General features: G+C 60.2%; 20 protein-coding genes and 2 pseudogenes. 17 read left to right on the top strand and 5 right to left on the bottom strand.

Going from position 1 to position 25,632, the window contains the following annotated elements:
* The first annotated feature begins 360 nt into the window (after window positions 1-360).
* The 8 genes from AC07UX_RS15490 (at window position 361) to AC07UX_RS15455 (ending at window position 9,788) form a co-directional block, all read left to right on the top strand.
* Complete coding sequence (locus tag AC07UX_RS15490; RefSeq protein WP_495192889.1) at window positions 361-663, top strand: hypothetical protein; 303 nt, start codon at window positions 361-363, stop codon at window positions 661-663.
* Window positions 660-2,666, top strand: a complete 2,007-nt coding sequence (locus tag AC07UX_RS15485; protein WP_495192888.1) for a type IV secretion system DNA-binding domain-containing protein — start codon at window positions 660-662, stop codon at window positions 2,664-2,666. The genes AC07UX_RS15490 and AC07UX_RS15485 overlap by 4 nt, the downstream gene beginning before the upstream one ends.
* Complete coding sequence (mobF, locus tag AC07UX_RS15480) at window positions 2,663-5,608, top strand: MobF family relaxase (RefSeq protein ID WP_495192887.1); 2,946 nt, start codon at window positions 2,663-2,665, stop codon at window positions 5,606-5,608. The genes AC07UX_RS15485 and mobF overlap by 4 nt, the downstream gene beginning before the upstream one ends.
* Window positions 5,592-6,128: a lytic transglycosylase domain-containing protein gene (locus AC07UX_RS15475; RefSeq protein ID WP_495192886.1), complete on the top strand. Its 537-nt coding sequence runs from the start codon at window positions 5,592-5,594 to the stop codon at window positions 6,126-6,128. Before mobF ends, AC07UX_RS15475 begins: the two co-directional genes overlap by 17 nt.
* 486 nt (window positions 6,129-6,614) lie before the next feature.
* The gene (locus AC07UX_RS15470; protein ID WP_495192885.1) at window positions 6,615-7,220 is read left to right on the top strand and encodes an antitoxin Xre/MbcA/ParS-like domain-containing protein; all 606 of its coding nucleotides are present in this window, start codon (window positions 6,615-6,617) and stop codon (window positions 7,218-7,220) included.
* A complete protein-coding gene (locus tag AC07UX_RS15465) occupies window positions 7,217-7,804 on the top strand; it encodes an RES family NAD+ phosphorylase (protein ID WP_495192884.1) in 588 nt (195 codons plus the stop codon). Before AC07UX_RS15470 ends, AC07UX_RS15465 begins: the two co-directional genes overlap by 4 nt.
* A 64-nt stretch (window positions 7,805-7,868) precedes the next feature.
* On the top strand, window positions 7,869-8,147 hold the full coding sequence (locus tag AC07UX_RS15460; protein WP_495193014.1) for an HU family DNA-binding protein: 279 nt from the start codon (window positions 7,869-7,871) through the stop codon (window positions 8,145-8,147).
* A gap of 267 nt (window positions 8,148-8,414) precedes the next feature.
* Window positions 8,415-9,788, top strand: coding sequence for a transposase (locus AC07UX_RS15455; protein ID WP_495192883.1), 1,374 nt, complete (start codon window positions 8,415-8,417; stop codon window positions 9,786-9,788).
* Between the two features lie 318 nt (window positions 9,789-10,106).
* Here the strand turns inward: AC07UX_RS15455 and AC07UX_RS15450 are convergent, their stop codons facing one another.
* Window positions 10,107-11,768 (bottom strand): family 43 glycosylhydrolase, encoded by a 1,662-nt coding sequence (locus AC07UX_RS15450; protein WP_495192882.1) that lies wholly within the window; start codon window positions 11,766-11,768, stop codon window positions 10,107-10,109.
* A 486-nt stretch (window positions 11,769-12,254) separates the two neighbouring features.
* Here AC07UX_RS15450 and AC07UX_RS15445 point away from each other — a divergent pair, with 486 nt between their 5' ends.
* Window positions 12,255-12,875 (top strand): IS21 family transposase, encoded by a 621-nt coding sequence (locus AC07UX_RS15445; protein WP_495192881.1) that lies wholly within the window; start codon window positions 12,255-12,257, stop codon window positions 12,873-12,875.
* Between the two features lie 47 nt (window positions 12,876-12,922).
* Complete coding sequence (locus AC07UX_RS15440; protein ID WP_495192880.1) at window positions 12,923-13,318, top strand: Mu transposase domain-containing protein; 396 nt, start codon at window positions 12,923-12,925, stop codon at window positions 13,316-13,318.
* A gap of 261 nt (window positions 13,319-13,579) precedes the next feature.
* Here the strand turns inward: AC07UX_RS15440 and AC07UX_RS15435 are convergent, their stop codons facing one another.
* From AC07UX_RS15435 to AC07UX_RS15420, 4 genes and pseudogenes are all read right to left on the bottom strand, one after another.
* Window positions 13,580-13,765 (bottom strand): hypothetical protein, encoded by a 186-nt coding sequence (locus tag AC07UX_RS15435; RefSeq protein WP_495192879.1) that lies wholly within the window; start codon window positions 13,763-13,765, stop codon window positions 13,580-13,582.
* Window positions 13,762-14,713 (bottom strand): annotated as a pseudogene (locus AC07UX_RS15430) (IS630 family transposase). Before AC07UX_RS15430 ends, AC07UX_RS15435 begins: the two are co-directional and overlap by 4 nt.
* Window positions 14,714-14,733: 20 nt before the next feature.
* Window positions 14,734-15,771: a rod shape-determining protein gene (locus AC07UX_RS15425; protein WP_495192878.1), complete on the bottom strand. Its 1,038-nt coding sequence runs from the start codon at window positions 15,769-15,771 to the stop codon at window positions 14,734-14,736.
* Window positions 15,772-16,074: 303 nt separating this feature from the next.
* On the bottom strand, window positions 16,075-16,608 hold the full coding sequence (locus AC07UX_RS15420) for a MarR family winged helix-turn-helix transcriptional regulator (RefSeq protein WP_495192877.1): 534 nt from the start codon (window positions 16,606-16,608) through the stop codon (window positions 16,075-16,077).
* A gap of 192 nt (window positions 16,609-16,800) precedes the next feature.
* Between AC07UX_RS15420 and AC07UX_RS15415 the strand changes: the two genes are divergently transcribed.
* From AC07UX_RS15415 to AC07UX_RS15385, 7 genes and pseudogenes are all read left to right on the top strand, one after another.
* Window positions 16,801-19,725: a TonB-dependent receptor domain-containing protein gene (locus AC07UX_RS15415; protein ID WP_495192876.1), complete on the top strand. Its 2,925-nt coding sequence runs from the start codon at window positions 16,801-16,803 to the stop codon at window positions 19,723-19,725.
* A gap of 24 nt (window positions 19,726-19,749) precedes the next feature.
* A complete protein-coding gene (locus tag AC07UX_RS15410; protein ID WP_495192875.1) occupies window positions 19,750-21,168 on the top strand; it encodes an MFS transporter in 1,419 nt (472 codons plus the stop codon).
* Window positions 21,169-21,183: 15 nt separating this feature from the next.
* A complete protein-coding gene (locus AC07UX_RS15405) occupies window positions 21,184-22,098 on the top strand; it encodes a TauD/TfdA dioxygenase family protein (protein WP_495192874.1) in 915 nt (304 codons plus the stop codon).
* Window positions 22,099-22,107: 9 nt separating this feature from the next.
* A complete protein-coding gene (locus AC07UX_RS15400) occupies window positions 22,108-23,079 on the top strand; it encodes a 2-hydroxyacid dehydrogenase (RefSeq protein WP_495192873.1) in 972 nt (323 codons plus the stop codon).
* Window positions 23,080-23,399: 320 nt separating this feature from the next.
* Complete coding sequence (locus AC07UX_RS15395; protein ID WP_495192872.1) at window positions 23,400-23,990, top strand: kinase; 591 nt, start codon at window positions 23,400-23,402, stop codon at window positions 23,988-23,990.
* Complete coding sequence (locus tag AC07UX_RS15390) at window positions 23,974-24,468, top strand: DUF3237 domain-containing protein (protein ID WP_495192871.1); 495 nt, start codon at window positions 23,974-23,976, stop codon at window positions 24,466-24,468. Before AC07UX_RS15395 ends, AC07UX_RS15390 begins: the two co-directional genes overlap by 17 nt.
* Before the next feature lie 597 nt (window positions 24,469-25,065).
* Window positions 25,066-25,632, top strand: a pseudogene (locus tag AC07UX_RS15385) (IS5 family transposase); the annotation flags it as partial.

Here is a 25,632-nt window from a genome sequence, read left to right as displayed (position 1 = left end):
TTCGGGGTGCCCCGCGCCTTCCGGCACGAGGCAGCGCAGCGCGGGAAAGCGCTGCGAAGAGAGGACGCAAGCCGGGGGCGTTTTGTAATGCACCGTACGCACGGGTGCTGCGGGCGCGAATCGCCAGCATTTGCGCGGCTTTCCGGCCGATTACGCGTATTGCGCTGATGGCACTGATTGACGCCACCCGGTGCACATTGGCTGTCGTTTTGTACGTCGGCGTGCCTAAGTGCTTGATCTGCCTTGGCACCGTTTGGCTGCCGCTCCGACTACATGTAATCAATTGAGATCAGGCTGAAATTCGAATATAAGGGCGATGCTTCATCACGATTGGCCAGGCGACGAACAGGAGTTCGGCGCTTGCCCAGAGTTACCATCAGGTTCAAGGACGCGCTCTTCGGGCGTCTTGTCGTCGGCGCGCAAGCGGCCGGCTCGACCATCCCCGACTACGTCCGGGACATCCTCAACCGCTATGAAGGCATGGACGCGGCGGGCTATCATGGCCGCTTCGACGAGGTGCAGGCGACCCTCATCCAGGTCTTCGCGATCCTCGCCGCATCCGTCGGCGCGCGTCGGCCCGATGTCCTCGAAAAGGGGATGGAAGATGCCCGCGCCCTGCTTATGGAACGGGGCCTTCTCGATCCCGAGGAGATGCAATCATGAGCATCTTTCGGAACGACACGCTGGGTTCCTGGACGAGGGGCGGGCAGGCCATCGTCCACAATGTCCGCATGACCACACAGGTCTTCTTCCAGACGCTGCTGGCGGGGGTCGCCATCTGGGTTGGTGGAACCATCTGGTATGTGCTGGAGAAGTCGACCGACTATCAGCGGTTCGTGGCAGCCAAGATCGCCGAGGCAACGCTCAAAAGCGACGTGCCGGGCGGCGCGCCGGTCCTTTTTCGGACCCCATCGGGTCGCCAATATTGGACTACGTCCGATGCTTTGCTCGGCTCCCGCATCGCCAAGAAGACGCTTCAGGCGATGGAGCATCATCTGGTTTATGGCGCCGCACTGGCGGGCGCCTTCGCTCTGCTTATGCTGGGCTGGGCCTGGTTCTATTTTACCCGCACGGGGAAGGGGCTCGGCTCCAATCAGTTCCTGCGCGGGGCTCGCTTTGGCACTGCACGGCAGCTGCGGCGGCAATTGTGGCGAAACCGGAAGGGCAGCTTTGCGATCGGCGGCGTGCCCGTGCCCGACGCCTTCGAGCCTGAGCATATCCTCATCTGTGGTGCGCCCGGGACAGGCAAGACCAACATCATCGTCAAGATGCTGGATGGCATGCGCAAGCAGGGCAAGCGGGCGATCGTCTATGATACGGCCGGCACCTTCGTCGAAAAATTTTACCGGCCGGGGCACGACATTCTGCTCAATCCGCTGGACGACCGCGCCGACTGCTGGTCGCCCTGGGTCGATGTCCCGCGCGACTATCACTACGACCAGATCGCGGAGTCCACGATCCCCGACAAGGGGGGCGATCCCTTCTGGGCCAAGGCCGCACGCGGGACACTGGTCGCAGTCCTGCGCAAGCTGGCCCGGTATGAGCGTACGCTGGTTTCGGCGCTGCTGGAGACGGTGCTGCGCAGTCCCTTGAAGACGCTCGCGACATTCGCCGAAGGCACCGACGCTGCTGCTTTCATCTCGATGGAGGGTGACAGAACCTCGGCCGGCATTCGCGCGGAACTGGCTTCTGTTATGCGCAGCTTCTCCTATCTGGACGATACCGCCGACGGATTTTCGATCCGCGACTGGGTTGCCAATGAGGAGGACGACAGCTGGCTCTTCATCACCGTCAAAGCGGATCAGCTTCCGTCTCTCCGGCCCCTCCTGACCGTCTGGCTCGACATCGCGATCAGCGCCATCATGAGCCTCCCGCCTGATCGCAAGCGACGCCTCTATTGTGTCATCGATGAGCTGCCGACGCTCCAGAAACTGCCATCGCTGAGCGACTTCCTCGCCCGCGCGCGCAAATATGGCGGCTGCGGCATATTGGGGTTCCAGTCCTATCCGCAGCTTGAAGCGACCTACGGCATCCAGGATGCCGCGGCGATCACCGGCTATTGCTCGACCTGGGTGGCGCTGCGCGCCAACGACACGCCCACTGCCAAACATGTTTCAGAAAATCTGGGGCAGGTCGAACAGGTCGAGGCCAATGAGGGCATGTCCTATGGCGTCAACGACATGCGGGACGGGGTCAACCTGTCGCGGATCCAGGTGACCCGCCCGTTGGTCATGCATACCGAGGTCACTAATCTTCCCAATCTCGCGGGCTTTCTCCGGTTCGGCCGAAACCTTCCCGTGGTCCGATTTGCCGATAGCTATAATGTTCTGCCCAGCCCGGAGGCCGCATTCGTCGAGCGGCTGGCGCCGCCCATCCGTCTGGACCCGGAAGAGGAAGACAAGTCTCCCCCGAAACCCTCAGGATCGGCACCCAAGCGGCGTCGTTCGAAGAAGGCGGAAGCGCCCGAACTGCCGCTCGACGCGAACGACGGCAGCACGCCCACGCAAGATGAGGTCCGCCCGCAGGCCTCCCCGTCCAATCCGGTGAAGGGTGAGCATGCACCTCCAGAAGGTGGACTGCCCAAGCTCTTGGGTCGCGCCAGCGGCTTCCGGCTGCGGCAACATGGCCGTGCATCGGGTGACCGTAACGATGCGAGGCCGGCATGATGCATCCGCGCCGCCTGAAGGGTTCGCCTGGCAACATCGCCCGCTACTATGCGATCGGCGATTATTACACAAAAGGGGATGCGGAGCGATCGTCCTGGGGTGGTGCCCTGGCGAACGAACTCAGGCTATCAGGCGATGTCGATCCCGAGACGTATCGCGCCCTGCTCGCTGGAAAGGTTGCGGGGCAGCAACTCGGTCGTCACCGAGCAGACGGCATCCAGCATCATCCCGGCTGGGACTTTGCGATCAGTGCGCCCAAATCCGTGTCGGTGATGGCGCTTGCTATCGGCGACGAGCGAATAGTCCAACTCCATGAGCGATCGGTCGATGTCGCGCTCACCTATCTGCAGGAGCATGCCCAGCTGCGAAGGCGGGAGGAAGGCAGCATCGTTCACGAGACGACCGGCCGATTGCTGTGGGCACGGTTTACCGAGCATGCAAGCCGCGAACTCGATCCCCATCTCCACACTCATGTCGTCGTCCTCAATATGACCAACGGGAAGACGAGCGATCCGATGGCGAGCCTCGAAACCCGCGCTTTGTATGCCGAGCAGATGACCAGCGGGCAGATTTATCGGAGTGAACTCGCCCATGGCTTGCGCGAGCTTGGCTATGAGATCGACTTCGATCCACGCCGGGGTCTTTTCGAAATCAGGGGCGTTCCCAAGCCCTTGATCGAGGAGATGTCGCAGCGGGCCGAGCAGATCAACGAACATGCTGCCGAGCATGGTCTTGTCGGCCAGGCGGCACGTCGGCGGTCTTTTTACGCGACCCGCGGTGCCAAGGTGAAGATCGGTATTGAAACCCTGCTCGACCAGTGGCGCGGACGGCTTGGACCCCATGAAAAGCCGCTCGAAGCGGTTAAGGAAGGTGCCGCCCAAATGGGGGAGCGGCTTGTCCCGGTCGACCCGAGTGATGCCGCCCGCGCCTCCTTGTTCGGGATAAGGCAGTCGGAGGGGAAGGAGGCAGTGAACCCGCTTGGTCGCCTTTATTCCACGGGGCTTGCATCCCATGTCGGTGAGGTCCGGTTTCAGGATTTGCGGCCGCTGGTCGACGCGCATGAAGAGCGGGGCAAGCTCCTGGCAACCCGTGATCAGACGGGGGACGCGATCCTGACCCGGGGCCGGACGACCCGGCGAACGGTACGGCTTGAGCAGTCGCTCGCCATGCATCTGGCGCTTGCCGTAGGCGACGGGCGGCCTGTGGCGAGCGCCGATCGTCTGCTGCCTGTGCTAGAGCGGGCGGGCCTGTCCCCGGAGCAGGAACGGGCGTTGGTGGACATGGCGACCTCGCGAGACCGGGTGACAGCTGTTCACGGCGTCGCAGGGGCGGGCAAATCGACGCTCGTGCGTTCGCTGAAAGATGCCGCGCTGCCAGGCAGGACATTTGTCGCCCTGGCCCCGACATCATCGGCGGCGGCCGAATTGGGGCAGAAGGCGCAGATCGGGTCGCGCACCGTCGCGAGCCTTCTGGCGGGTGCCGGCTATGGGATAACCGGTAACCATGTGCTGGTCCTCGACGAAGCGGGGCAGTTGGGAAGCCGACAGGCTTTGCGGGTGCTGGAGATCAGCCGGACCACCGGCGCGCGCCTCATTCTCCTTGGTGACAACAAGCAGACCGGTGCGATCGAGCAGGGGAAGGCCTTCTGGCTCATGCAGAAGCTGGGCATGGAAACGACCGAACTGACCGAGTCACGCAGGCAGGAAACAACGGCGATGCGGGATGCCGTCGCGCATGCGCGGGCCGGGGATTACGCAGCCTCTATTGGTCGGCTCGACAAAGTTGTGGGCGGTAAGGATGCCGCCACTCTGGCCGCGGGTGTGGTCGCGGAGTGGACGCGTCTCAGCCCCAAAAGCCGCGCTGCGACCAACATTCTCGTCCTCGACAACGCGTCACGCCTCATCGTGAACAGCAAGATCAGGGAGGTGCTCCAGCGCGAGGGCGTCGTCGCAGCCGCGGAGACCCGCCTATCGGCCCTGACACCCGGCGGGCTGAGTGACCAGGAGAAGAGGCTGGCGCGGTTCTACTCGGGCGGGCAGGTGGTGACCTTCAACCGCGATCAGCCAGGAGCGGGGCTAGGGCGGGATAGCGAATATCGCGTCGCGGGGGTGGTTCGGAACGGTCGAGGCCGGCAGCTGGTCCGGTTGGTGGATGAACAGGGACGGGTCCATCTGTGGGATCCCCGCACGGCCAAACCCTCGCAGGTTAACGTCTTCATGGATGAGAAGCGAGACATCAGCGAAGGCGACCGCATCCAATGGCGCCTGGCGTCGCGCCAACTCCAGCTCAAAAATGCGGAACGGGGAACGGTCGAGAAGATCGAGGGCTTCCAGGCAACGATCCGCTGGGATCGCGGCAATCGGGTTCAGACGATCGACCTCTCACGGCATAAAACCTGGGATCATGGCTATGCCGAGACTATCTATTCGGCCCAGTCCAAGACCTATGACAGGGTCTATGTTCTGGCGCCTGTCGAGTCGCCGCTGGTGAACGCGCAGAATTTCTACACGGCGATTACCCGCGCCCGATATGGGGTGAAGCTCTGGACCCAGGATTCCAAGAAGTTGGTGGAGACGCTCGCCGAACGATCGGGTGAAAAGACGTCGGGCCTCGAAGGGCTTAGGCGCCTCGAGCGCGATCATCGCGACCGAATGGCTGCGCGGCTGGGACCACATCTCCATCAACTGAAGGAGGATCAGAACATGGAGAGACGCTTGCGCAGCGATCGCCGCCTTGAGCGCGAGCTCTGGACCCGTGGCTCAAGGCCGAAAGGTATGGCGAACAAGCTCGCTGGTGGGGCTCAACTCATTTTCGAGGCACTCGACCAGCATCTTCAGTCTTTGCTGAGCGACCGTCAAAGCAATCGGGATGCGCCTGCTCCTGCGCGCGAGCAGCAGACCCGCTACAATGGAAGGGAGGGCGGCCGTGGTCTGGATCGCTGATCGACGCTGGATCTGCGTCGCGCTGGTGGTGCTGATGGCGACTTTCCCCTGCGAAGGCGCTATAGCGGCAAGGCCACCGGAACCTGATGTGGCTCGGTGCATCCGGCAGGCGGCACGCGGTCAGGCCTGGCTCGAAAAGACGCTCTGGGGATTGCGCGATCAGGAAGCCGGTTGGATCGGCGCGGAAACCCTCAACAAGGATGGAAGTCATGATGTCGGCCCCCTCCAGATCAACAGCTGGTGGGTGCCGAGGATCGCCGCGCTCCTGGCTCGACGCGAGGGGGAAGTCCGGCGCTGGCTGCAATTTGATCCCTGCTTCAACGCCGAGGCGGCACGCTGGATATTTCTCGACGCGCTCAAGATGAGCGGCAATTATTGGAAGGCGATCGGCATCTATCACAGCCCAAGCGGTATTCGCCAACGCAGGTATGCGGCGATGGTCGCGGTTCACCTGCAAAGGCGATTCGGGTCCGATGTGTTCGGCAGGCGGGCCGTCACGCAGGCGCGGCCAGCTCCCTGATCTGCCTCCTGGGGAGAGCCTCCTTGGGAACGGAGGCTGAATGTCGCAATGGGTGACCGTGCGTTGGCGGAGAGGCAGGCGCGGTGATCTCAACGGTACGCGGCCTCCAGAGACAAGGAGGTGTCCCGCTTATTCCTCCTGATTCGCGGCGGTTCCGTTGGCAAGCGCGTCGCTGATCATCGCCGCCAATGTTTCCTGGGCGCGACCGCGAGCAGCTGTATCCCTGGATCCAGATCATGTCGCAGCCATTGCGGCGCGCGCTCGATAACCTTTAAAATCATAGCGTTCATTTTTTCGTCCATCGGCCAAGCCTATGACGGTGGAGCGTTGGCGTTGCAATAAAGCAAAGCTTGCCAGTTTTGAGGGGGCAGGGTGCTTTACCGTATCTCGACGTTGGCGGTTCCGGCTTCGCCATTGTTGAAAGGCTGGGCGGGAGGTTCTGGACAAAATAGACAAGCTTGCTATATTGGACAAAAGGACACCGATATGGCTCACCCGCAGATTACCACCCGCCAGGATGCCCGCGATGCCGTGGCATCCTTTCTTGACGCCTTGAGCGGATCAACCCTGCTCAAATTGGCGAACATGCTCCAGCGTTCAAGTCCCGATCCTGAGCGTCTGGTGCGCAAGGTTCTGGAGGCGGCTGGCGATACTGCGGCAACGCGCAAGCTGGCGGGGGGCGGTCTCGGCAAGCTCGTCAGCGAAGCGCAAGGGCAGTTCCGGCTCGATGCCATCACGGTTGAGGATGATCCCAGCCACCGACCGGCGACCGAGACGCTCGGGGCAGGGGAGATGGCAATAGCCCTGGGGGTTGCGCGGGCTTCGCTCGATAATTGGCGGCGTGCGCACAAGGTCCTCGCCCTGCGCAAGGGCGTTCGCAACTATGTCTATCCCACGCGGCAGTTCGATCGACGCGCGCCCGTCGAGGGTCTGGACCGCGTACGCGCACATTTCAGCGACGATGAAACGGCCTGGGACTGGCTCGTGACCCCTAACCCCTTTACCGACGACGCCGCGCCCATGGATCGTCTGCGCAAGGGCAAGATCGAGGAAGTGGTTCGCGCGGCGGAAGGCGCGCTGGACTATCAGTGAAGCTCGATCTGCGGCGCATCGAAGCGCGTACCGGACCGGTCGAACTGACAGACTGGCCGCGCATTATTCCCGATCGGCATCGTTCCACCCCGGCCGGCGCGGGTTTTGGCGCGAGCCGGTTCTCCAGTCCCAGCGGCGCATTCCGAACGCTCTATGCCGCGCAGGATTTTCCAACCGCACTGGCTGAAGCCGTGATCCGGGATCGCTTCGTCGGCATGGAGCGCCGCTACCTCTACCGCCCCTACCTCGACAGCCTGCTCGCCACGGAGATCTCGACGTCCGCCCCGCTAATGCTGGTCGATCTGACGGGCGCCGCGGCTTATGAAATGGGCATCGATACCGATGCCAAGGGCAGTCGGTCGCATCATGCGGGGCAAGATTTTGCCGAGGCGCTTCACCAGAGAACGAGCGTGGACGGCATCATATTTTCGTCGCGGCTGACCGGTGACCCCTGTGTTGCGATCTTCGATCGGGCATTTTCACGACTGAACGCCACAGCACCCGTCGACCTCTTGCGCGTGGGCGCCTTAGCGGCCGAGTTGGTTCGGCTGGAGGTTACCGTTCGACGGCGCAGCACCTGGTGAGCGATTGTTGCCCAGCCCGCGTTTTGGCAGGAAATTCCAACTTTTGGGGGTAGAGAAAACAAGCATAGTTCGATCTGACTTGGTTGTTCGATTGATGGACGAAAAACCGAATCTGACGCAGCCCGACGTCGAGAAGATCGTCGAAATCGTCTTCCAGTCGATCATCGACCAGCTAAGCGAGGGCGGCCGCGTCGAGCTTCGCGGCTTTGGCACCTTTAGTCCACGGGCGAGCGATACCCGCCAGAGGCGCAATCCCAAGACCGGTGAAACAGTCAGCATTCCGGCGAAGGCCCGGCCGTTCTTCAAGGTTGGCAAACCTTGCTGCTTGGGTGGATGGTCATAATATCGAGGCTTGACGAAAGTGCCAGTTTTCCGATCAATAAGGCTGGCTAATAGGGGATATTCTTCCTGACCTAATCCCAAAGCTGTCATTGTCGAACAGCCGGTGATGGTCAGGTTCCGTCACCAAGATTTATGGGCGACCGCGAACGTGTAAGGTCTATCGCCAAAATCTATGACTGGCGGCAAGGCGTCGATAGTGTTGAAAAACTCGGCCTTGCATTAATCGCATAGTCCTGATTCACTGTGCCTGTCGTTGGGAGGCAGGCTGATGATGGGTGCTCGGACAGTGATGCAGGAGGCGCTGTTTTACAGCTTCAGCCTGGAGGACCACGTGCCGCAAAGCCACCTGCTGCGGGCGGTTGACCGCTTTGTGAACCTGGACGGTATCCGGGAGAAGCTGCGGCCATTCTATAGCGAGACGGGCCGCCTTTCGATCGATCCCGAGCTCATGATCCGGATGCTGCTCATTGGCTATTGCCTGGGCATCCGGTCAGAGCTGCGCCTGTGCGAGGAAGTGCATCTCAATCTGGCCTATCGCTGGTTCTGCCGCCTCGGCCTTGATGGAGCGGTGCCGGATCATTCGACCTTCTCAAAGAACCGCCACGGCCGCTTCCGGGATAGCGACCTATTGGGGGAATTGTTCGAAATGACTGTCACGCGCATCGAGGAGGGATTAGTCGGTGGCGAGGGTTTTGCCGTCAACCCCAGCCTGATCAAGGCCGACGCGAACCGCCAACGCGGTGTGCCTGGCGAGGAGGGCTTGCCCCCGGACATCGTCAACCATGCTGCCCGGGAGTATCTGGAGGTGCTCGATGCCGCAGCGTTTGGGGCTGCATCGCCCATTACGCCCAAATATCTGTCGCCTGCCGATCCCGCAGCGCGCTGGACAAGCGCCCATGGCGGGCAAGCCTTCTTCGCTTACAGCACCAACTATCTCATCGATTTGGCAAACGCCGTGATTGTTGATGTTGAAGCCACCACGGCCATTCGTCCCGCCGAAGTGACAGCGCAGCGAACGATGATTGACCGAACACAGGAACGTTTTGGCATCTGGCCCCAGCGTCTGGCCGCCGATACTGGTTATGGCGATGCCGCCAATATCGCCTGGCTTGTCCATGAGCGCGGCATCGAACCGCATATCCCGATTTTCGATCACGCGAGGCGCCGGACCGGAAGTTTCCAACGCGACGAATTCCGCTACGATCACCAACATGATCTCTATGTATGTCCCGGCAGCAAAGAGCTGTTCCCGCGCCGCAGGAACTTTGCGGCGCTGCGGGGCGACGTCGATCAAGACGGGTTTATCCGATACCGCGCCAGCAAACATGACTGCGATGCCTGCGCCCTCAAGCAGCAATGCTGCCCCGGTCAGCCCAATCGCAAAGTGATCCGATCAATTCACGAGGGTGCACGGGATCTGGCAAGAGATCTGTCCCAAACCGACGCCTATGTCACATCCCGCCGCGAGCGGAAAAAGGTTGAGATGCTGTTCGCTCACCTCAAACGCATCCTCAAGCTCGACCGCTTGCGCCTGCGAGGGCCAAACGGGGCAAAGGACGAGTTCCTCCTTGCAGCCACCGCTCAAAACCTCCGCAAGTTGGCAAAGCTGATCCCGATGCCCGCCGCACCGGCGCTCGCATAACCGGGACGGGCCTTCCGGACCGTGCCCAAGCTGGTACCAGCCTCGATCTCAGTGGCGGGTTTTTCAACACTATCCGTCAAATGTCGCCGTTCAACCGCAAGAACTACGATGCCTGGAAGCGGACCGTTAGATGATGACCGGGTGTCGGACTTGACGGTTGTTCTGGCGTGCGTCCGGCAGCGTCGGGTTGCGAATAATACGCCCGTTCGTACGCTTGCAACGCAAGGTCTGTTCTGGGCATACAGGTCCGTACTATCGATGGGAGCGCCAGCAAGTAGGAACTTCCGCCGGAGCAACAGACTGAAGCTGCACCAAAATTTAGCTATATCTCGGCTCCCGCCCGGCCTTGTACTCGAGCTTGCGGAATATTGCTTCCCCTGCTCCAGTAGCAAAAAGGGCCGGGCGCAGGCTGAGAAAACCATCTCCCATATTATGATTATATCCAGACACTTCGAACGATCCGACTTTGATCCAATTCGATCCATCGACGCTGTAGGAAAAGGTCACGACGTCGTCTTGATTGTACGCGCGCATTATGAGGCGACGGGCGCTTATCGATCCAGCAGGTGGAAAGAGCTGCTCGTGCCCCACTTTGTAAATGTGTAGCTTGCCCTCGCTCAGGCCAACCCCACAGAAGATATTTTCGTTGTAGAAGAGCAACAACCCAGCTTGCTCCGCCATATTTAGGTCGATCATCACCGTCACGCAGTACGTCGGATCGCCGACGATAAAGGCCAGAGGGCTGCTGGCCCCGGGGTCTTTGCCTTGCCCGCGCAACCATAAGGAACTATCCTTAAGCCGAACGCGGTCGAGATAGCCCGGCTTCGGATCGTAGAAGGCCAAGCGACTGCCATAAGAAGCTTGGGTGAAATCGTCCGATAGGGGTAAGCTAATCGTTGCAGTCTCTGACACCAACGGCTTTTTCATGGGCCGTGACAGATCGCCACCTTCTGCCCGCGGCCATCCTTGCGCGTCCCATACAAACGGTTCCAGCAGCATCTGGCGACCCAGTGTACGTCGGCCATTCTCATAACCATGATAGGCCAGCCACCAATCGCCAGTTCGTCCCTCCACCGGAGTCGCGTGGCCGCGCGACCACCAGGGTTCGTCGCGGCTGGCGGTATGAACAATCGGATTGTGCGGGCAGTTTTCCCAAGGCCCGTTGATCGACCGGGAACGCGCCACGACGACCATATGGCTCGTCGGTGGTCCTGCCGTGCCGCCTTCTCCGGAAAACATGTAAAACCAGCCATCGCGACGCATGAGCTTGGGTCCCTCAAGCGCGAAACCTTCAATGATCACGTCGTCTGGAATGGGCCAGCCATCGTAGACTTTCTCTACTTCGCCTTGGCGACGCAGGCCGTCATCACTGATCTGAACTCTGTGGCCGGCATTCAGGAACAGGTAGCGCTTTCCGTCCTCGCCCACGACATGTCCCGGGTCGATAAAGCCATTGATCTCCATATCGATGGGCTCGCTCCACGGCCCCGCCATTGAGGCAGCATGGCAGACGTAAATCTTGAATGGAGGGCCAGATGGAGGCCCATCAGCAGGCACAGCAAAAACAGGGATATAAACGAAATATCGATTGCCGTGCTTTGCAAGGTCGACGGCGAATACTGAGCCGATCGGCCGCTCAAGAACGGGCCCCACGGGCTGCCAGTTCACCAGATCGATTGAATGCCAGATCACCACGCCGGGATAATAGACAAACGAAGAAAATGCCGCATAGTAATCAGACCCGTCCTTGAGAACACTCGGATCGGAACGATCTCCCGAGAGCACCGGGTTCGTGAACAATCCATCGCCTGCGTCGGGATGTCTCTGCCCTTCAACGTCGGTCCGGCTCTGAATTGCTGGATGCCAGGAACCTTTGGCGAATGGCGCGGCATTTGCCGCGTTCGCAACGACGCTGACGCTCGTGCACAGACCGGCGAGTAAGGCGCCCCTCCGGGAAATTGCCGCATCTCCATCATTCATTATATCGCATCCGCTCTGGCTTTTTTGTCGGATACCGCAATGGCACGGCAAGCCTGGTCGATCAAATAATGTGAATGGGGATAACCATAGGCAAAGCCTATAGATGTCTCGCGCAATTGCATCGGGCGGCATGGGCGAAACCAAATAGGCGTGACGTTATTCCAGAAAAATGATGATTGGAGGTTATAAAAAATGCGCGACCCGGTTCTTTACTAAGTTGCGAATTCCGATTGAAGCCGGCCAGGGGTTCCGACGCGAAGCCGGCTACCATTCCGGGCTGAAGTCGGCCACCGTACCGAAGTGAAGCCGGCCAGCGTTCCGACAGGAAACCAGCCACCGTACCGGCGGGAAGTCGACCACCGAGTTTGGCGCAAGAGGGCAGCCGAGCGGGTCAGCAACTGAGGCATGAGCCTGGTCCTTTGAAGGAGGACAGTAGGCTTGATGCCAGCCAGGAGAATCCTGACCATGCGACAACTAAGGCGCATCATGCGCTTGCATCACAAAGGGGCGTCGGCGCGCGAGATTGTGCGCGCGGTGGGAGCGGCGCACAGTACGGTCCAGGACGCGCTGAAGCGCGCGGCGGCGGCGCAACTGTTCTGGCCGTTGCCCGATGATCTGACTGACGAGGTGCTGGAGGCGCAACTGTTTGCGCGACCTGGTGGCGGAGCTGGCGCGGGCGTGCGCAAGCGGCCCGAGCCGAACTGGGGTCAACTGGTTCGCGATCTGCGGCGGCCGGCGGTCACGATGACGATCTTATGGGAGGAATATCGCCGGGTTTGCGCCGAGGGCTATGGCTATTCGCGCTTTTGTGAGCTTTTGCGGGCTTTCCAGCAGCGCTTGTCGCCGGTGATGCGGCAACATCATGTGGCCGGCGACAAGCTGTTCGTCGACTATTCCGGCAAGCGGCTGGGGATTACCGACCCGGTGACCGGCGAAATCCGGATTGCGGAAATCTTCGTCGCGGTGCTGGGGGCGTCGAACTACACCTTCGCCGAGGTACCTGGTCGCAAGCCCTGGCGGACTGAATCGCCTCGCACGTCCGGCTGTTTGCCCATCTCAACGGCGTGCCCAGGCTCATCGTGTCCGACAATCTCAAAAGCGGGGTGAACAAGGCGTCCTTCTACGACTTGGAGATCAACCGCAGCTAAGGGCGGATGACGGCGCATTACGACTTAGGCGTACTTCCGGCGCGGCCGAAAAAGCCCCGCGACAAGGCAGCCGTTGAAGCCGGTGTGCGCTTTGCCCAGACTTACATTCTGGGCCGGCTGCGCAATCAGACCTTCTTCTCCCTGGACGAAGCGAACGCGGCGGTCGGAATTGTGATGGCACAGATGAATACGCGGCCGATGCGCAAGCTCGGCGTCAGTCACGCGGACCTGCTGGAGACCCTGGATCGGCCTGCGCTCAGGCCCTTGCCGCCGACAGATTATGAATATGCCGAGTGGAAACTGGTCCGCGTCGGGCTCGATTATCATGTCGAGATCGAAGGCTTCTACTACTCCGTTCCCCATGCTGGAATCGAACCCGTGTTTCAGCCGCGAGAGGGCTGATGCAGGAATGGCATAGCCAAACAGCATAAAAAAGCTTTGCCTTCATCCTCTCGATAGCACTGATCGCGGCGCATTTGCAAGATAAATCTCGACCTCGTTATGACAAAATTGACATCGGAACAATAACGGTTCAAATGGTCTCATGAAGTTCAATTAGACTGTTGGTGGTAATGTTGAACTTCATAAAATGTAATATCCAAAAATTTTCTGTTTTTCAATATCGTGCGCAATGACTTCAAATCCTACTCCCGCAACCACCTATCATACCCTGCCAAGCGCTTGAGCTGGCAGGGTTTTTTTATTGCCCGCAAGCGTCATACTACATACGCCGCTCTTCGGGACGGCGTTGTCGTTTAGGGCAAACGACGCCAAATCCTCCACCCTCGCAACAATCTCCGCCTCCGGACCGTGCACGCCTTCGAGGTAGATCGGCACGCTTTCGATCATTCTGGTCCGTAGCCACAAGATCTGAAGTAGTTGGCGCATTCCTGACGCTGGAAGATGTCGATGAGTTTGCCGATCAAGCTCCACAGGCCGCTGACGGTACGTTCGCTTGCTTTACGGAGCATGGCTTTGAGGCAGGCAAATGCTTTCTCGATCGGGTCGAAGTCGGGGCTTTAGGGCGGGAAAAACGCAGGGCGGCGCCCGCGGCCTCGATGAGCACTTGCACCGATGCGCGCTGGTGGCTCGACAGGTTGTCCATGATGACGACGTCGCCGGGCCGCAGTTCCGGGACGAGAACCTGAGCGACGTAGGCTTCGAACCAGTCGCCGTTAATCGGTCCATCGAGCACCATGGTCGTGACCATGCCGGTCATGCGCAGACCGGCAACCAATGTAGTGGTCTTGCGGTAGCCGTGCGGGAAGCCCATCCGCAACCGCTCGCCTTTGGGGCAACGGCCGTGGCTGCGGATCATATTGGTCGCGGTCCAGGTTTCGTCGATGAAGACCAGCCGCTCCGGTTCGAGATCGAGTTGCCCCTCGAACCAGTCCTGACGCTGCTTCAGGACGTCTGGTCGATCTTGCTCTATCGCATGGCCTGTCTCTTCGACTTCGCTCAGGAGAGCCTTTTTTTGCGCGTCAGTCCACGGCGAATAAAAAAGCGATGTAACCCGGCAACAGAAACGTCCATGCCCTTGTCCGCCAGCGCCAAACGCAGTTCTTCGAGGGTGATGTCCCTGCGCTCCTCCCAAATGTCCAGAATGTCCGCTGCCCGCTCTTCCATCCGCCGCGATCGCATATCCCCGCCGCGCGGCTTTGGGGCAATGTCACCCGTCTCGCGCTGCTGTGCTCGCCAGCGGACCGCCGTTGATGGTGCTACACCGAACCGGCCCGCCGCAGCACGGCAACTCGATCCACTATCTACCGCTGCCAAGAGCCGGGTGCGCAAATCCATAGAAAAACGCGCGAGACTTTCTAGGCCGTCGTCAGCACGCCGCTATACGCCGCATCCTCCAAGGCTTTGCCCGCGCCCATGGCGACGCATGTCAACGCATCGTCCGCCACCCGCACGGCCAGACCGGTCTGATCCGACAAAGCTTGATCGAGATGACCAAGCAGGGCGCCGCCTCCCGTCAAAGTTATGCCCTCGTCTATGATGTCGGCCGATAACTCTGGAGCTGTCTGTTCGAGTGCCGACATGACGGCAAGCTTGATCTGGCCCACGCCCTCGACCAGCGCTTCTGCAATCTCCGCTTCGCTGATCGTGATTTCAGCCGGCCGACCATTCACCAGATCACGTCCTTTAACTTGCATCGTGCGTCCGCGGTCGAGCGGGATAACGGCCGAACCAATATTATGCTTGATGCGCTCTGCGGTCATTTCGCCGATCATCAGATTATGATTGCGCCGTACATGAGAGGCGATCGCTTCGTCGAGTTTGTCTCCCCCCATACGGACGGAATTGCTGTAGGCGATGCCTTGCAGGGACAGGACGGCGACTTCGGTCGTTCCGCCGCCTATATCCACGACCATGGCGCCGCGCGGCTCGGTGACCGGCAGACCCGCACCGATCGCCGCCGCCATCGGCTCGTCGATCAATTGCACGCGCGAGGCACCTGCATTCATCGCAGCGATCTGTATCGCTCGACGCTCCACCATGGTCGAGCCCGACGGCACACAGATGACCACAGCATGCCGTCGGCCAAGGCGGCCGGACGAACCAACAGCCTTGGCCATGAAATGCTTTATCATTTGTTCGGCGACATCGATATCGGCGATGACCCCGTCGCGCAGTGGCCGTATCGCCTGGATATTGGCGGGCGTCTTGCCCATCATGGGCTTGGCTTCATTCCCCACAACCTTGACACGGCGAATGCCAGCGATGGTTTCCAGGGCGATGACCGACGGTTCGTTGAGCACGATGCCGCGATCGCGAACATGTATGACCGTATTTACCGTGCCAAGGTCGATAGCCATGTCATGGGCGGAGGAAGCGAATAATCTGCGAAACATCTGATATCCGATTGGGGAACAGTCGAAGCCCTTGCGTGAGCAGGCCGAAGGCGCAATGGTCGTACGCTGAGCCGGATGATTGTCGGGATCATCGGAGTTGGCCGAATATCGGGGCTTTTACCCTATTGCTGCAAGGCGCCATTGCTGCACGCGGTTGGTTCAACCTGCTTCGCAAATTGCTCAGGCCCAGACAGCAACATGCGACGATCCGAACCCTCCTGAACCCCAATCCCGTGTTTCGCCGCTGTGGACCGCAGCCCAAAATCTTGCCTCCATGGATTTGTGAAGGATGCGCTGATATAGTCAGCCCTCGCTGCTATCCTGCGCTTCGCTTACACCAGCGACGACCTTCTCCAATACGCTCGTCGCCAACTCCATTTCCTCCATGCTCAAATTGTCAAACACCCTGGATCGAATTTCCGACAAAATGGGCTGTACCTGCTCGACGACGGCTCTGCCAGCGGCGGTGATTTCGATATAGCGCGACCGTTTATCTGTCGGATTTTCGGTGCGGCAGATGAGCCCATCGGCTTCCAGCGAGTTCAAAGTCCTGATCAGCGGCGGCCACTGGATGGCCAGGCGGGCCGATAGCAGGGAGGTTGTAATTGGCGGCGGCGCAACGCTGAGCACGAATAAAGTTTGCCATCTGGACCGGGACTGGCCCGTGGTCGCCATCATGCGATTTTCGACATGTGTTCCCCAGCGACGCGCGGATAGCGAAAGGATGCGGGTCAGCCGAAATTCGACATCATCCCGCGATCCTTCAGGGAAGTAGGCACGATATTGGGGTGTCGTGCTGTCGAACGGATCGGCCGGATTCGGATTATCAGAAGTCATGCCATTCCTATTGCGACGCGGGCGAACTGAATTTTTGCTCGCGATTCGCTCATAGCGATGTGCATGCGCGACTGCAAAATACCCGCTTTTCTGTGGCCTTCGTCGAAGAATAACAGCCGTTGACAATCTATGTACCTAGATACATAAATTCCTACGAGGCCGCACCAGAAGGCCAGGAGAGGGAAGATAGATATGCGATTGAGCACGCAGCGCATGCGCACGAACGCGAGTGTCCTGGCCATCGTCGGCTGCACCATGGCGATCATGTCGCCCGGCCTGGCGGCGCAGGAGGCGACTGCGGCCCAGCAATCTGCCGCACCCCAGTCCGCCGATGAAGCGCAGAATGAAGCCGCTCCGGCGGCCTTGCCCGTGACGGATATCGTCGTGACCGGTACCCGCCTGGGTTCCAGCTTCAATGCGCCGACGCCCGTAACCTCGATCGGCGCGGAACGGCTGGATGCGCTGGGTATCACCAATGTCGGTGAAGCGTTGAACCAGTTGCCCAGTTTCCGCGCATCGAGCGGTCCTGCGGCCCAGGCCAATCTGGGCGGCAACATCGGTGCGCGCCTGCTTGATCTGCGCGGCCTTGATCCGCAGCGCACGCTCGTCCTGGTCGATGGCAAGCGCTTCGTGCCCAGCACCGTGCAAGGATCTGTCGACACCAACCTTATCCCGTCCTCTTTGCTCCGCACGGTGGATGTCGTGACCGGAGGTGCATCGGCCGCTTATGGTTCCGATGCCGTCGCGGGGGTCGTGAACTTCGTCCTTGACCGGAAGAAGGAAGGGCTGGACGGTGAATTTGCCGCTGGCATGTCCCAGCGCGGCGATGACGGCAATCTGTTCGCCAGCCTTTCGGGCGGCATGGGCATTGGCGATCGCATCCATGTGATCGGCGCGGTCGAATATGAAAAGCTGGACGGGCTGGGCACCTGCACAAGCCGCAGCTGGTGCAACAGCCAGACCTTGATCCTTGGCAATACGCCCGGCGCCGGGGGCTTGCCCGCCAATCTGATCGTCGGTGGCGTCAACACCTCGACCATGTCGCCCGGCGGCCTGATTAACCGGTCCTATAATGCGGCGGGGCAGGCTATTGGCACGACAGCTACCGATCCGCTGCGCGGCACCAAATTCCTGGCCGATGGGACGCCGGGGCGCTTCCAATATGGGACGCTGGTCGGGCCGCTTTTCATGCTCGGTGGCGAAGGGCAGGGGCGGAACGGTTTCATCTCCGCCTTGCGACTCAAAGTGCCGCTGGAGCGGGTGTCCACTTATGGCGCCCTGACCGCGGACCTGACTGACGATGTGACGCTGACGGCCGACGTCTCCTATGGGCGGGTGAAGGGTAAGGTCGATGGCGCGATCTTCCGCGACTTCAATGGTACGTTGATGGGTCGGATCAAGCGGGACAATCCCTTCATCCCTGCCGCCGTCGCATCGGCGATGGATGCCAATGGCGTCGCCTCCTTCATCCTGGGCAAGGCGGCGTTCGACCTTGGGCCCGGCCGGGCGACATCGACGACGGAAACATACCGCGGCGTTCTGGGTGTAGAAGGCAAGCTGAGCGATAAGTGGACGGTGAACGGCTTCTATCAATATGGCCGGACCAACTTCACCCAGCGCGCGACCAACCTCGTCAATCAGGCTAATCTTCTAAAGGCGGTGGACGCGGTGCGGTCCGGCGGTCAGATCATATGTCGTGTCAATGCCGACACGATCGCCAGCAATGACGATGCCGCCTGCGTCCCCTTCAATCCCTTCGGCGAAGGACAATATAGCCAGGCAGCGGTGGGTTACATCACCGGCAATGGCTTGCAACGCACCGTCAATGAACAGCATGTCGCGGGCATAGACGTGCGCGGCGAATTGCTCGATCTGCCCGCAGGCCCCGTCACGGTGGCGGTGGGCGCGGAATATCGCCGGGATACGGTGGACGGTACGGCCGATCCGATCTCGGCGGCAAACGGCTTCTACTCGCTCAACGGTTCGGCCCTGTCGGGCGGCGTAACGGTGAAGGAGGTTTTCGGCGAAATCGCCGTGCCGGTGCTCCGCGATTCGTCCATCGGCTATGCGCTTGACCTCAACGGCGCAGTACGCCGCACCCATTATAGCACGACGGGATCGGTCACGACCTGGAAAGCCGGCCTTGTCTATGAGCCGGTCGAAGGCGTCCGGTTGCGCGGTACGCGATCGCGCGACATCCGCGCGCCCAACATCTTCGAACTGTTCGGGCCGCAGACGCTCCGTTCGATCGGCCTGTCAGACCCGTTAAACGGCGGATTGCAGACCAATCCCTTCGTCATCACTGGCGCAAATCCCGATTTGTCGGTCGAAAAGGCAGACAGTTGGACCGGCGGTTTCGTGATCGCGCCGCGTCACGGCATTTTCCAGCGCCTGCGCCTGTCGGTCGACTATTATAACATCAAGGTCGCCGATGCCATCGGTGCCCTCGGCGCGCAGACGCTGGTCAATCGTTGCGCGCAGGGCGCTACAAATTTCTGTAGTCAGATTACGCGAGACGCCAATAACCAGATACTCCAGGTGCGCGACGTCATCCTCAATTCCAATGCGCTCAAGACCAGCGGCTTTGACATCGAACTCCAATATCGGCAGCCGCTCGGATCATGGGGTGATCTGAATGCACAGCTGATCGCGAACATAACCAGGGAATTGACGACGGTCGATGCGCTGGGCGCTGTGGATCGCGCTGGCCAGACTGGCGTACGCACCGGGACGATACCGGGTGTGCCCGATTATGTGCTGGATGGCGTTTTGACCTGGACGGTCGGCAAGTTTCAGTTGACGGGTCATGGTCGTTATATTCCGTCGGGTATCTATTGGACGAATTTCGTCGGACCCGATCAGGATGGTTACGCCGTCACTGCGCCCAACAGTGTCGATAACAATAATGTTCCCAGCCGCTTCTACCTCGACATGACGGCGCGGGTGAATGTCGAAACCGGCAATGGCCGGACCTTCCAGCTGTTCGCCACCATCAATAACCTGCTCGATCGCGATCCGCCGGCGATGCCTGGACCATCGGGCGGCACGAACCAGATCCTGTTCGATCCGGTCGGCCGTGCCTTCAAGGTCGGCGCGCGCTTCCATTTCGGTAAATAAGGCGCTGGCGCGAGAGGCATCCATATGAGCATGACCGCAACCGACCCTAGCCCCCCGATTGTCATCGAAGTCACGGACGTGATCGAACGTCAGCGGATCAATGCGTTCGTCATTCGCCTGATCGCGATATCCTGGACCGTCACTTTCCTCGATGGCTTCGATATGCTCGTCATCTCTTTCGTCGCGCCTTATCTGCGCGACGGGTTCGGCGCCGACGTCATGTCTCTGGGCAAGCTATTCGCCGTGGGCGTGTTCGGCGCGATGCTGGGGGGAATCGCATTCGGTTGGCTGGGCGACCGTTATGGACGGCGGCCCATCATCATCGCGTCGGTCGCGGCCTTCGGTGCGACCGGCATAGCCATGGCACTTGCGCCCGGCATGCAGGCGTTGCTGTTGCTGCGTTTCATTAATGGTGTGGCGCTGGGCGGGTTGATGCCGCTTGCCTGGGCACTCAACATCGAATTCGTGCCCAGCCGCTACAGGGCGACGGTCGTGACCATCATCATGATGGGCTATACGTTGGGGGGCGTGGTCGCGGGACCGATGACGGTATGGCTCGCGCCGCTTCATGGCTGGCAATCCGTGTTCATAGTATCGGGCATCGCCACGCTGCTGCTCGTTCCGCTCCTCTTCGCCGTACTGCCGGAATCCGCCCGCTATCTGGCGGTCAAAAAACGATCGCCCGAAACGATTGCAAAGGCCCTGAACGCGCTGGCGCCGAGCCTTGGCGCCAGGCCACAGGATCATTTCGTCGTGACCGACGAAGCGCCTGCTTCGGCCGGCAAAAATTTCCGTATTACGACCCTGTTCAAAGGCGATCTGCGCCCGATCACCACCCTGCTCTGGCTCGCCTATATCGGCAGTTCGATGGCCGTCTATTTCAAGTCGAACTGGGGTCCGATCATCTTTGAAGATGTCGGCTTTACCCGGACGCAGGCAGCGATGATCATGTCGGTCAGCTCGATAGGCGGTTCGCTTGCGGGCCTGGCGCTGATGCGCTTTACCGACCGCCTGGGTCCGATTGCCATTGCGATCTATCCCATCATGGCGGCGCCGCTACTGCTGCTCATGGGCCTGGCGCCCGTGTCGCTACAGGGATTGGCCACTTTCTCCCTGCTCAGCATGGCGATGATCAGCGGCACGCATTTCGGGATGCATTCCATCGCAGGCATTTTTTACCCCAGCGCGATCCGCGCGAACGGCGCGGGGTGGGCAACGTCGGTGGCTAAGATCGGGTCGATCTTCGCGCCGTTGCTCGGCGGCTATCTGCTGGCGATGAATATGCCGCCGCGCCTGTTGTTCGTCCTTTTGGCGGCCACGCCTTTGTTGTCTGCGGTGTCGCTCATCCTGCTTGGCCGTGTTGGCAAGCGTCAGGTGGCCGGCCGCTTCCGTCCCACAGAAAATATCGTCGTGCCGGCGCAAGCCGTGGCGACCAAATCCTAAAAGGAAAAAACGATCATGGCTTTGATTACGACGCCCATCACCCCCCGCTTCGGAGCCGAACTGTCCGGCATCGACATGAGCCGGCCGCTGAGCGAGGCGGACTTCGCAGCGATCAAGGATGCGATGAACCAGTGGGGCGTATGCGTCATCCGTGGGACCGGTTTCGACAACGCGGCCCATGTCGCCTTCAGCCGCCATTTCGGTCATCTGGAGACGGCGCCCGCGGTGAAGAACCGCCCGCGCCGACACCCCGATACGCCGGAGATATTCGATGCCAGCAACCTGACGCCAACGGGCGAAATACTGGTCGATGAAAATATGGTCCTGCATAAGAAGGGTGATCGGCTGTGGCATACCGATTCGTCTTTCATGAATCTGCGTTCGGCCTATTCGCTGCTGCTTGCTTATGAAGTGCCCAAGGAAGGCGGCCTGACCTATTTCGCTGATATGCGGTCGGCTTATGAAGATCTGCCCGATGATATTCGGGAAAAAATCGGCAGATTTGAAGCCGAACACTCCCTCTGGTATTCCCGCCTTCTTGCCGGCTTCCCGATCACGGAGGAGGAGATTGATGGACGGCCCAAGGCGCGTCAGCCCATGATCATGCATCAGGAAGCAACCGGACGCACCGCCATCTATATCGGCAGTCACGCGATGGACGTGATAGGCCTGCCAAGCGAGGAAGGGCGCGCCCTCATCAAATATCTGATCGAGTTCGCGACCCAGCCACGATATATATTTGGTGTTTCCTATCAGCCGGGGGACATCGTTATCTGGGACAATCTGGCAACGATGCACCGTGGTGGGGATTTCGATATCTTCAACGAGCGGCGCGACATGCGCCGCACCACCGTGCGGGAAGGTGATGCGCCCGAACAAGCGGACGATCCGTTCACCGCCTATTTTGCCGCTTCGGCGCCTGGGAACTGAGCCACCAATATGTCCGACAGGCCCCGAATACTGGTTACGCGCAAATGGCCCGAACGGGTCGAGGCACTGATAGCAGAGCGGTATGACGCGACCTTCAACGATCTTGACATCCCGCTGACAGACGCCGCGTTGACGGCTGCGATGTGCGACTATGATGCGATCTGTCCGACCATCACCGACAAGCTGCATGCAGGCATCCTTGGCGTTGCCGGGCGGCGGGCAAAGATCATCGCCAACTATGGCGCTGGTTTCGAGCATATCGATATGGCCGCAGCGCGTGCGGCAGGCGTCGTCGTGACGAACACGCCCGGCGTCCTGACCGACGCCACAGCCGATATCGCTGTGACCCTGATGCTGATGACGGCACGCCGGGCGGGGGAGGGCGAACGGGAATTGCGGGCCGGGCAATGGACGGGTTGGCGGCCGACCCATCTGCTCGGCACCAGCCTGCGTGGCAAGACGCTGGGACTCGTCGGTTTCGGCCGCATCGCGCAGGCCATGGCCGAGCGTGCCCGCTTCGGCTTTGGCATGAACATCGTCTATTTCTCGCGCCGTCCCGGTGCGCAGGGCGACGTGGACCGCCTGGACGCTCGCTATGTCCCGTCACTTGGCGAGATGGTGGCCCAAAGCGATGTGGTGTCGCTGCATATCCCCGGCGGGGCGGCGACGCACAATATCATCGATGCGCAGATATTGTCCAACATGGCGCCGCACGCGATCCTCATCAATACGGCACGGGGGGATGTCGTGGACGAAGCCGCGTTGATTGATGCGCTGGAAACCGGGCAGCTTGGTGGTGCCGGCCTCGACGTTTTTGTCGGTGAACCTCACATTTCGCAGCGGCTGCGCGATGCGCCGAACACCGTGCTGCTCCCGCATCTAGGCAGCGCAACCCGAGAGACGCGCGAAGCTATGGGGTTGTGCGCGCTCGCCAATCTGGACGACTGGAATGACGGTCGGACACCGCGAGATAGTCTATAGTGCGAACAAGCGTCGAAGATATTATCGCAGCGGAACGATTGCCGGCCTCTTATGGTGGCATGGTTGATCGTTGGTGGCGGCCGTTGGCGCGCCAGATAGGCGAATGGCGACATTCCGCCGGACGCACGATAATCGTGGGTGTGAACGGTGCGCAAGGCAGCGGCAAATCGACCATTTGCCGATTCCTGGAAGCCGTTCTTCTGCCCGATCTTGGATTATCGGCCACCGTCATCGGGCTGGATGACCTTTATTTGCCGTTGGAGGTCCGGGCGAGACTGGCGCGGGATATCCACCCCTTGTTTCGGGCAAGGGGTGTGCCCATGACACATGATATCGAAATCGGCCTTTCCATATTGAATGAACTGGTCGCCGGGCGCGAGGCCTTGATGCCGCGTTTCAGCAAGGCTTTGGATGATCGATTGCCACAGGGCAGTTGGGTGCGCCATTCCGGCAAGGCCGATGTGATCCTGTTCGAAGGCTGGTGCGTCGGTGCCCGGCCACAGGATGAGGCTGCCCTTGTGGCTCCGATCAACATGTTGGAGGCTCAGGAGGACAAGGATCGTATCTGGCGCAGTCATGTGAACCAAGCGCTGCGAACCTCTTATGCGCGGTGCTTTTCGGTCATCGATCATATCATCATGCTCAAACCTCCTTCTTTCGATCATGTACTGGAAAATCGGTTGCTTCAGGAACATAAACTGCGGGCGCTTAAGCCCCAGGCGCCGGGAATCATGGATGACAATGGCGTGCGGCGCTTTGTAAGCCATTACGAACGGCTGACCCGACATATGTTTGCGGATCTGCCGGATCGCGTCGATCTGTTGTTCCAGCTGAGCGCGCGGCAGGATGTGCTATCCTGCGTAGCGCCGCGTCCTTTTGACCGGGAGAAGAAGGATGCAGATGTCAGTTGAAGGCACTGCACCGGCCGACGCCATGCGGCCGGGGCTCGAATTTGTTTACGCGGCGACCGCGCAGTTGGCCGCGCCGATTCAGATTGGCAACACGCCCGATGGCGTTCGACGAATCATCCCGATCCTCTCAGGCACGATCGAAGGATCATGTATCCGGGGCAAAATCCTCGGCGGCGGCAGCGATTGGCAAGTGCTGAGGGCTGATGGTGTGACGGTGGCCGATGCCACCTATGGTATCGAAACGCATGACGGCACTGTCATCCAGATCCGGAATCGCGGCCTGCGACATGGCCCCGCTGACGTCATGGCTCGGTTGATAGCGGGGGACATCGTCGATCCCACAAGCTATTATTTTCGTACCGTGCCGGAATTTGTCGCGCCAACAGGGCCTTATAGCTGGCTGAATGACAGCATCTTCGTCTGCGCCGGAGCACGCTATTCCGATGCGATCCGACTATGGGTTTGGCGGGTCGTCTGAGCAGGAAATGACGCACCGTTATGGCAGCAAAGCATATTGCGTTTCCCACTTGGGTGCATCAGGCAGCGATGCTGGACTGTGGCCGGGCCAGAATTCCGGCGGCCAGGTTGAACCAACCGTCGAACATCGTCGCGCCGACGATGGCTGAAGATTTATGGATCAATCCGGGGAACCAGGGCAGCGGACGACCGTTATATCATCATCGGACTTAACTTCACGCCCCCCACATGAAAGTCCGATACCATTTTGACCCCGCCAGCATTCCCCCCGAAGCTGGCGGGGTTTTTATATAGTGGATCGGGCTGATGCTCGGGGTCTTTCCGCAACGGGCCGATTACATAAAATTGGCGCGTTCCTCAAGATATGACCATCGTCATGAAAGTGGTTCCGCAATTCAATTACGCCCGTGAAACCCGAACGGGGATCTTATAGTTGTGACGCTGTCCAAATTTAGGAGCGATCGCGTGCGGGTGATGCAGCCGGTACTGTCGAATTCAGTAGAGTATTCAGCATTTAGGGTCCAAACCCAATTAGCCTCTTGAAAATTGGCGTGCACATTGATTCAGGGAGTCTCCGCTGAAGCAAGAGGCTCTGAGAATGTCGCGTTCGTTGTTCTTGTTATCGGATGAAGCTTGGGCTGCCATCGAACCGCACTTGCCGAAGAACCAGCCCGGAGCGCGACGGGTCTATGATCGCAGGGTGATCTTCGGCATCATTCACATGCTCAAATTCGGCGGCCGATGGGCGGATTGCCCCACCGAATACGGCCCTTCGACGACGGTCTACAATCGCTGGAACCGGTGGATCCGCCGGGGTATCTGGACGCGCATCTTGACGGCGCTGACAGAGGAACGCTGGATCGCCGAGACCGGTCAGATCGATAGCAGCTACATCAAGGCCCACCGCAGCGCCGGTGGCGCAAAAGGGGGGCGCGGGCCAATGCCATTGGCATCTCGCGTGGCGGCCGGACAAAGAAGATTCACGCCTTTGTCGATGTCCTCGGGCGACCACTCCGCCTCGTCCTGACGCCCGGCAACACTTCGGATGTGAAAGGGGCAGACATGCTGATCAGAGAAACCACCGGCATGAAACGGATGATCGCCGACCGTGGCTACGACGCGACCGCATCAGGGCCGCCTTACGAGAGCAGGGCACAATCCCGGT

This window comes from Sphingobium sp. GW821-FHT02B05, assembly GCF_059421905.1.
Note: the sequence above shows the minus strand (reverse complement) of the source record. Positions and strands in the feature narration are given on the sequence as shown.

Bases quoted from the DNA above. Each gene is read 5' to 3' on its own strand.
- AC07UX_RS15485 (WP_495192888.1), top strand. From the start codon at position 660: ATGAGCATCTTTCGGAACGACACGCTGGGTTCCTGGACGAGGGGCGGG.
- mobF (WP_495192887.1), top strand. From the start codon at position 2,663: ATGATGCATCCGCGCCGCCTGAAGGGTTCGCCTGGCAACATCGCCCGC.
- AC07UX_RS15470 (WP_495192885.1), top strand. From the start codon at position 6,615: ATGGCTCACCCGCAGATTACCACCCGCCAGGATGCCCGCGATGCCGTG.
- AC07UX_RS15455 (WP_495192883.1), top strand. From the start codon at position 8,415: ATGATGGGTGCTCGGACAGTGATGCAGGAGGCGCTGTTTTACAGCTTC.
- AC07UX_RS15450 (WP_495192882.1), bottom strand. From the start codon at position 11,768: ATGAATGATGGAGATGCGGCAATTTCCCGGAGGGGCGCCTTACTCGCC.
- AC07UX_RS15445 (WP_495192881.1), top strand. From the start codon at position 12,255: ATGCGCTTGCATCACAAAGGGGCGTCGGCGCGCGAGATTGTGCGCGCG.
- AC07UX_RS15440 (WP_495192880.1), top strand. From the start codon at position 12,923: ATGACGGCGCATTACGACTTAGGCGTACTTCCGGCGCGGCCGAAAAAG.
- AC07UX_RS15435 (WP_495192879.1), bottom strand. From the start codon at position 13,765: ATGATCGAAAGCGTGCCGATCTACCTCGAAGGCGTGCACGGTCCGGAG.
- AC07UX_RS15425 (WP_495192878.1), bottom strand. From the start codon at position 15,771: ATGTTTCGCAGATTATTCGCTTCCTCCGCCCATGACATGGCTATCGAC.
- AC07UX_RS15420 (WP_495192877.1), bottom strand. From the start codon at position 16,608: ATGACTTCTGATAATCCGAATCCGGCCGATCCGTTCGACAGCACGACA.
- AC07UX_RS15415 (WP_495192876.1), top strand. From the start codon at position 16,801: ATGCGATTGAGCACGCAGCGCATGCGCACGAACGCGAGTGTCCTGGCC.
- AC07UX_RS15410 (WP_495192875.1), top strand. From the start codon at position 19,750: ATGAGCATGACCGCAACCGACCCTAGCCCCCCGATTGTCATCGAAGTC.
- AC07UX_RS15405 (WP_495192874.1), top strand. From the start codon at position 21,184: ATGGCTTTGATTACGACGCCCATCACCCCCCGCTTCGGAGCCGAACTG.
- AC07UX_RS15400 (WP_495192873.1), top strand. From the start codon at position 22,108: ATGTCCGACAGGCCCCGAATACTGGTTACGCGCAAATGGCCCGAACGG.
- AC07UX_RS15395 (WP_495192872.1), top strand. From the start codon at position 23,400: ATGACACATGATATCGAAATCGGCCTTTCCATATTGAATGAACTGGTC.
- AC07UX_RS15390 (WP_495192871.1), top strand. From the start codon at position 23,974: ATGCAGATGTCAGTTGAAGGCACTGCACCGGCCGACGCCATGCGGCCG.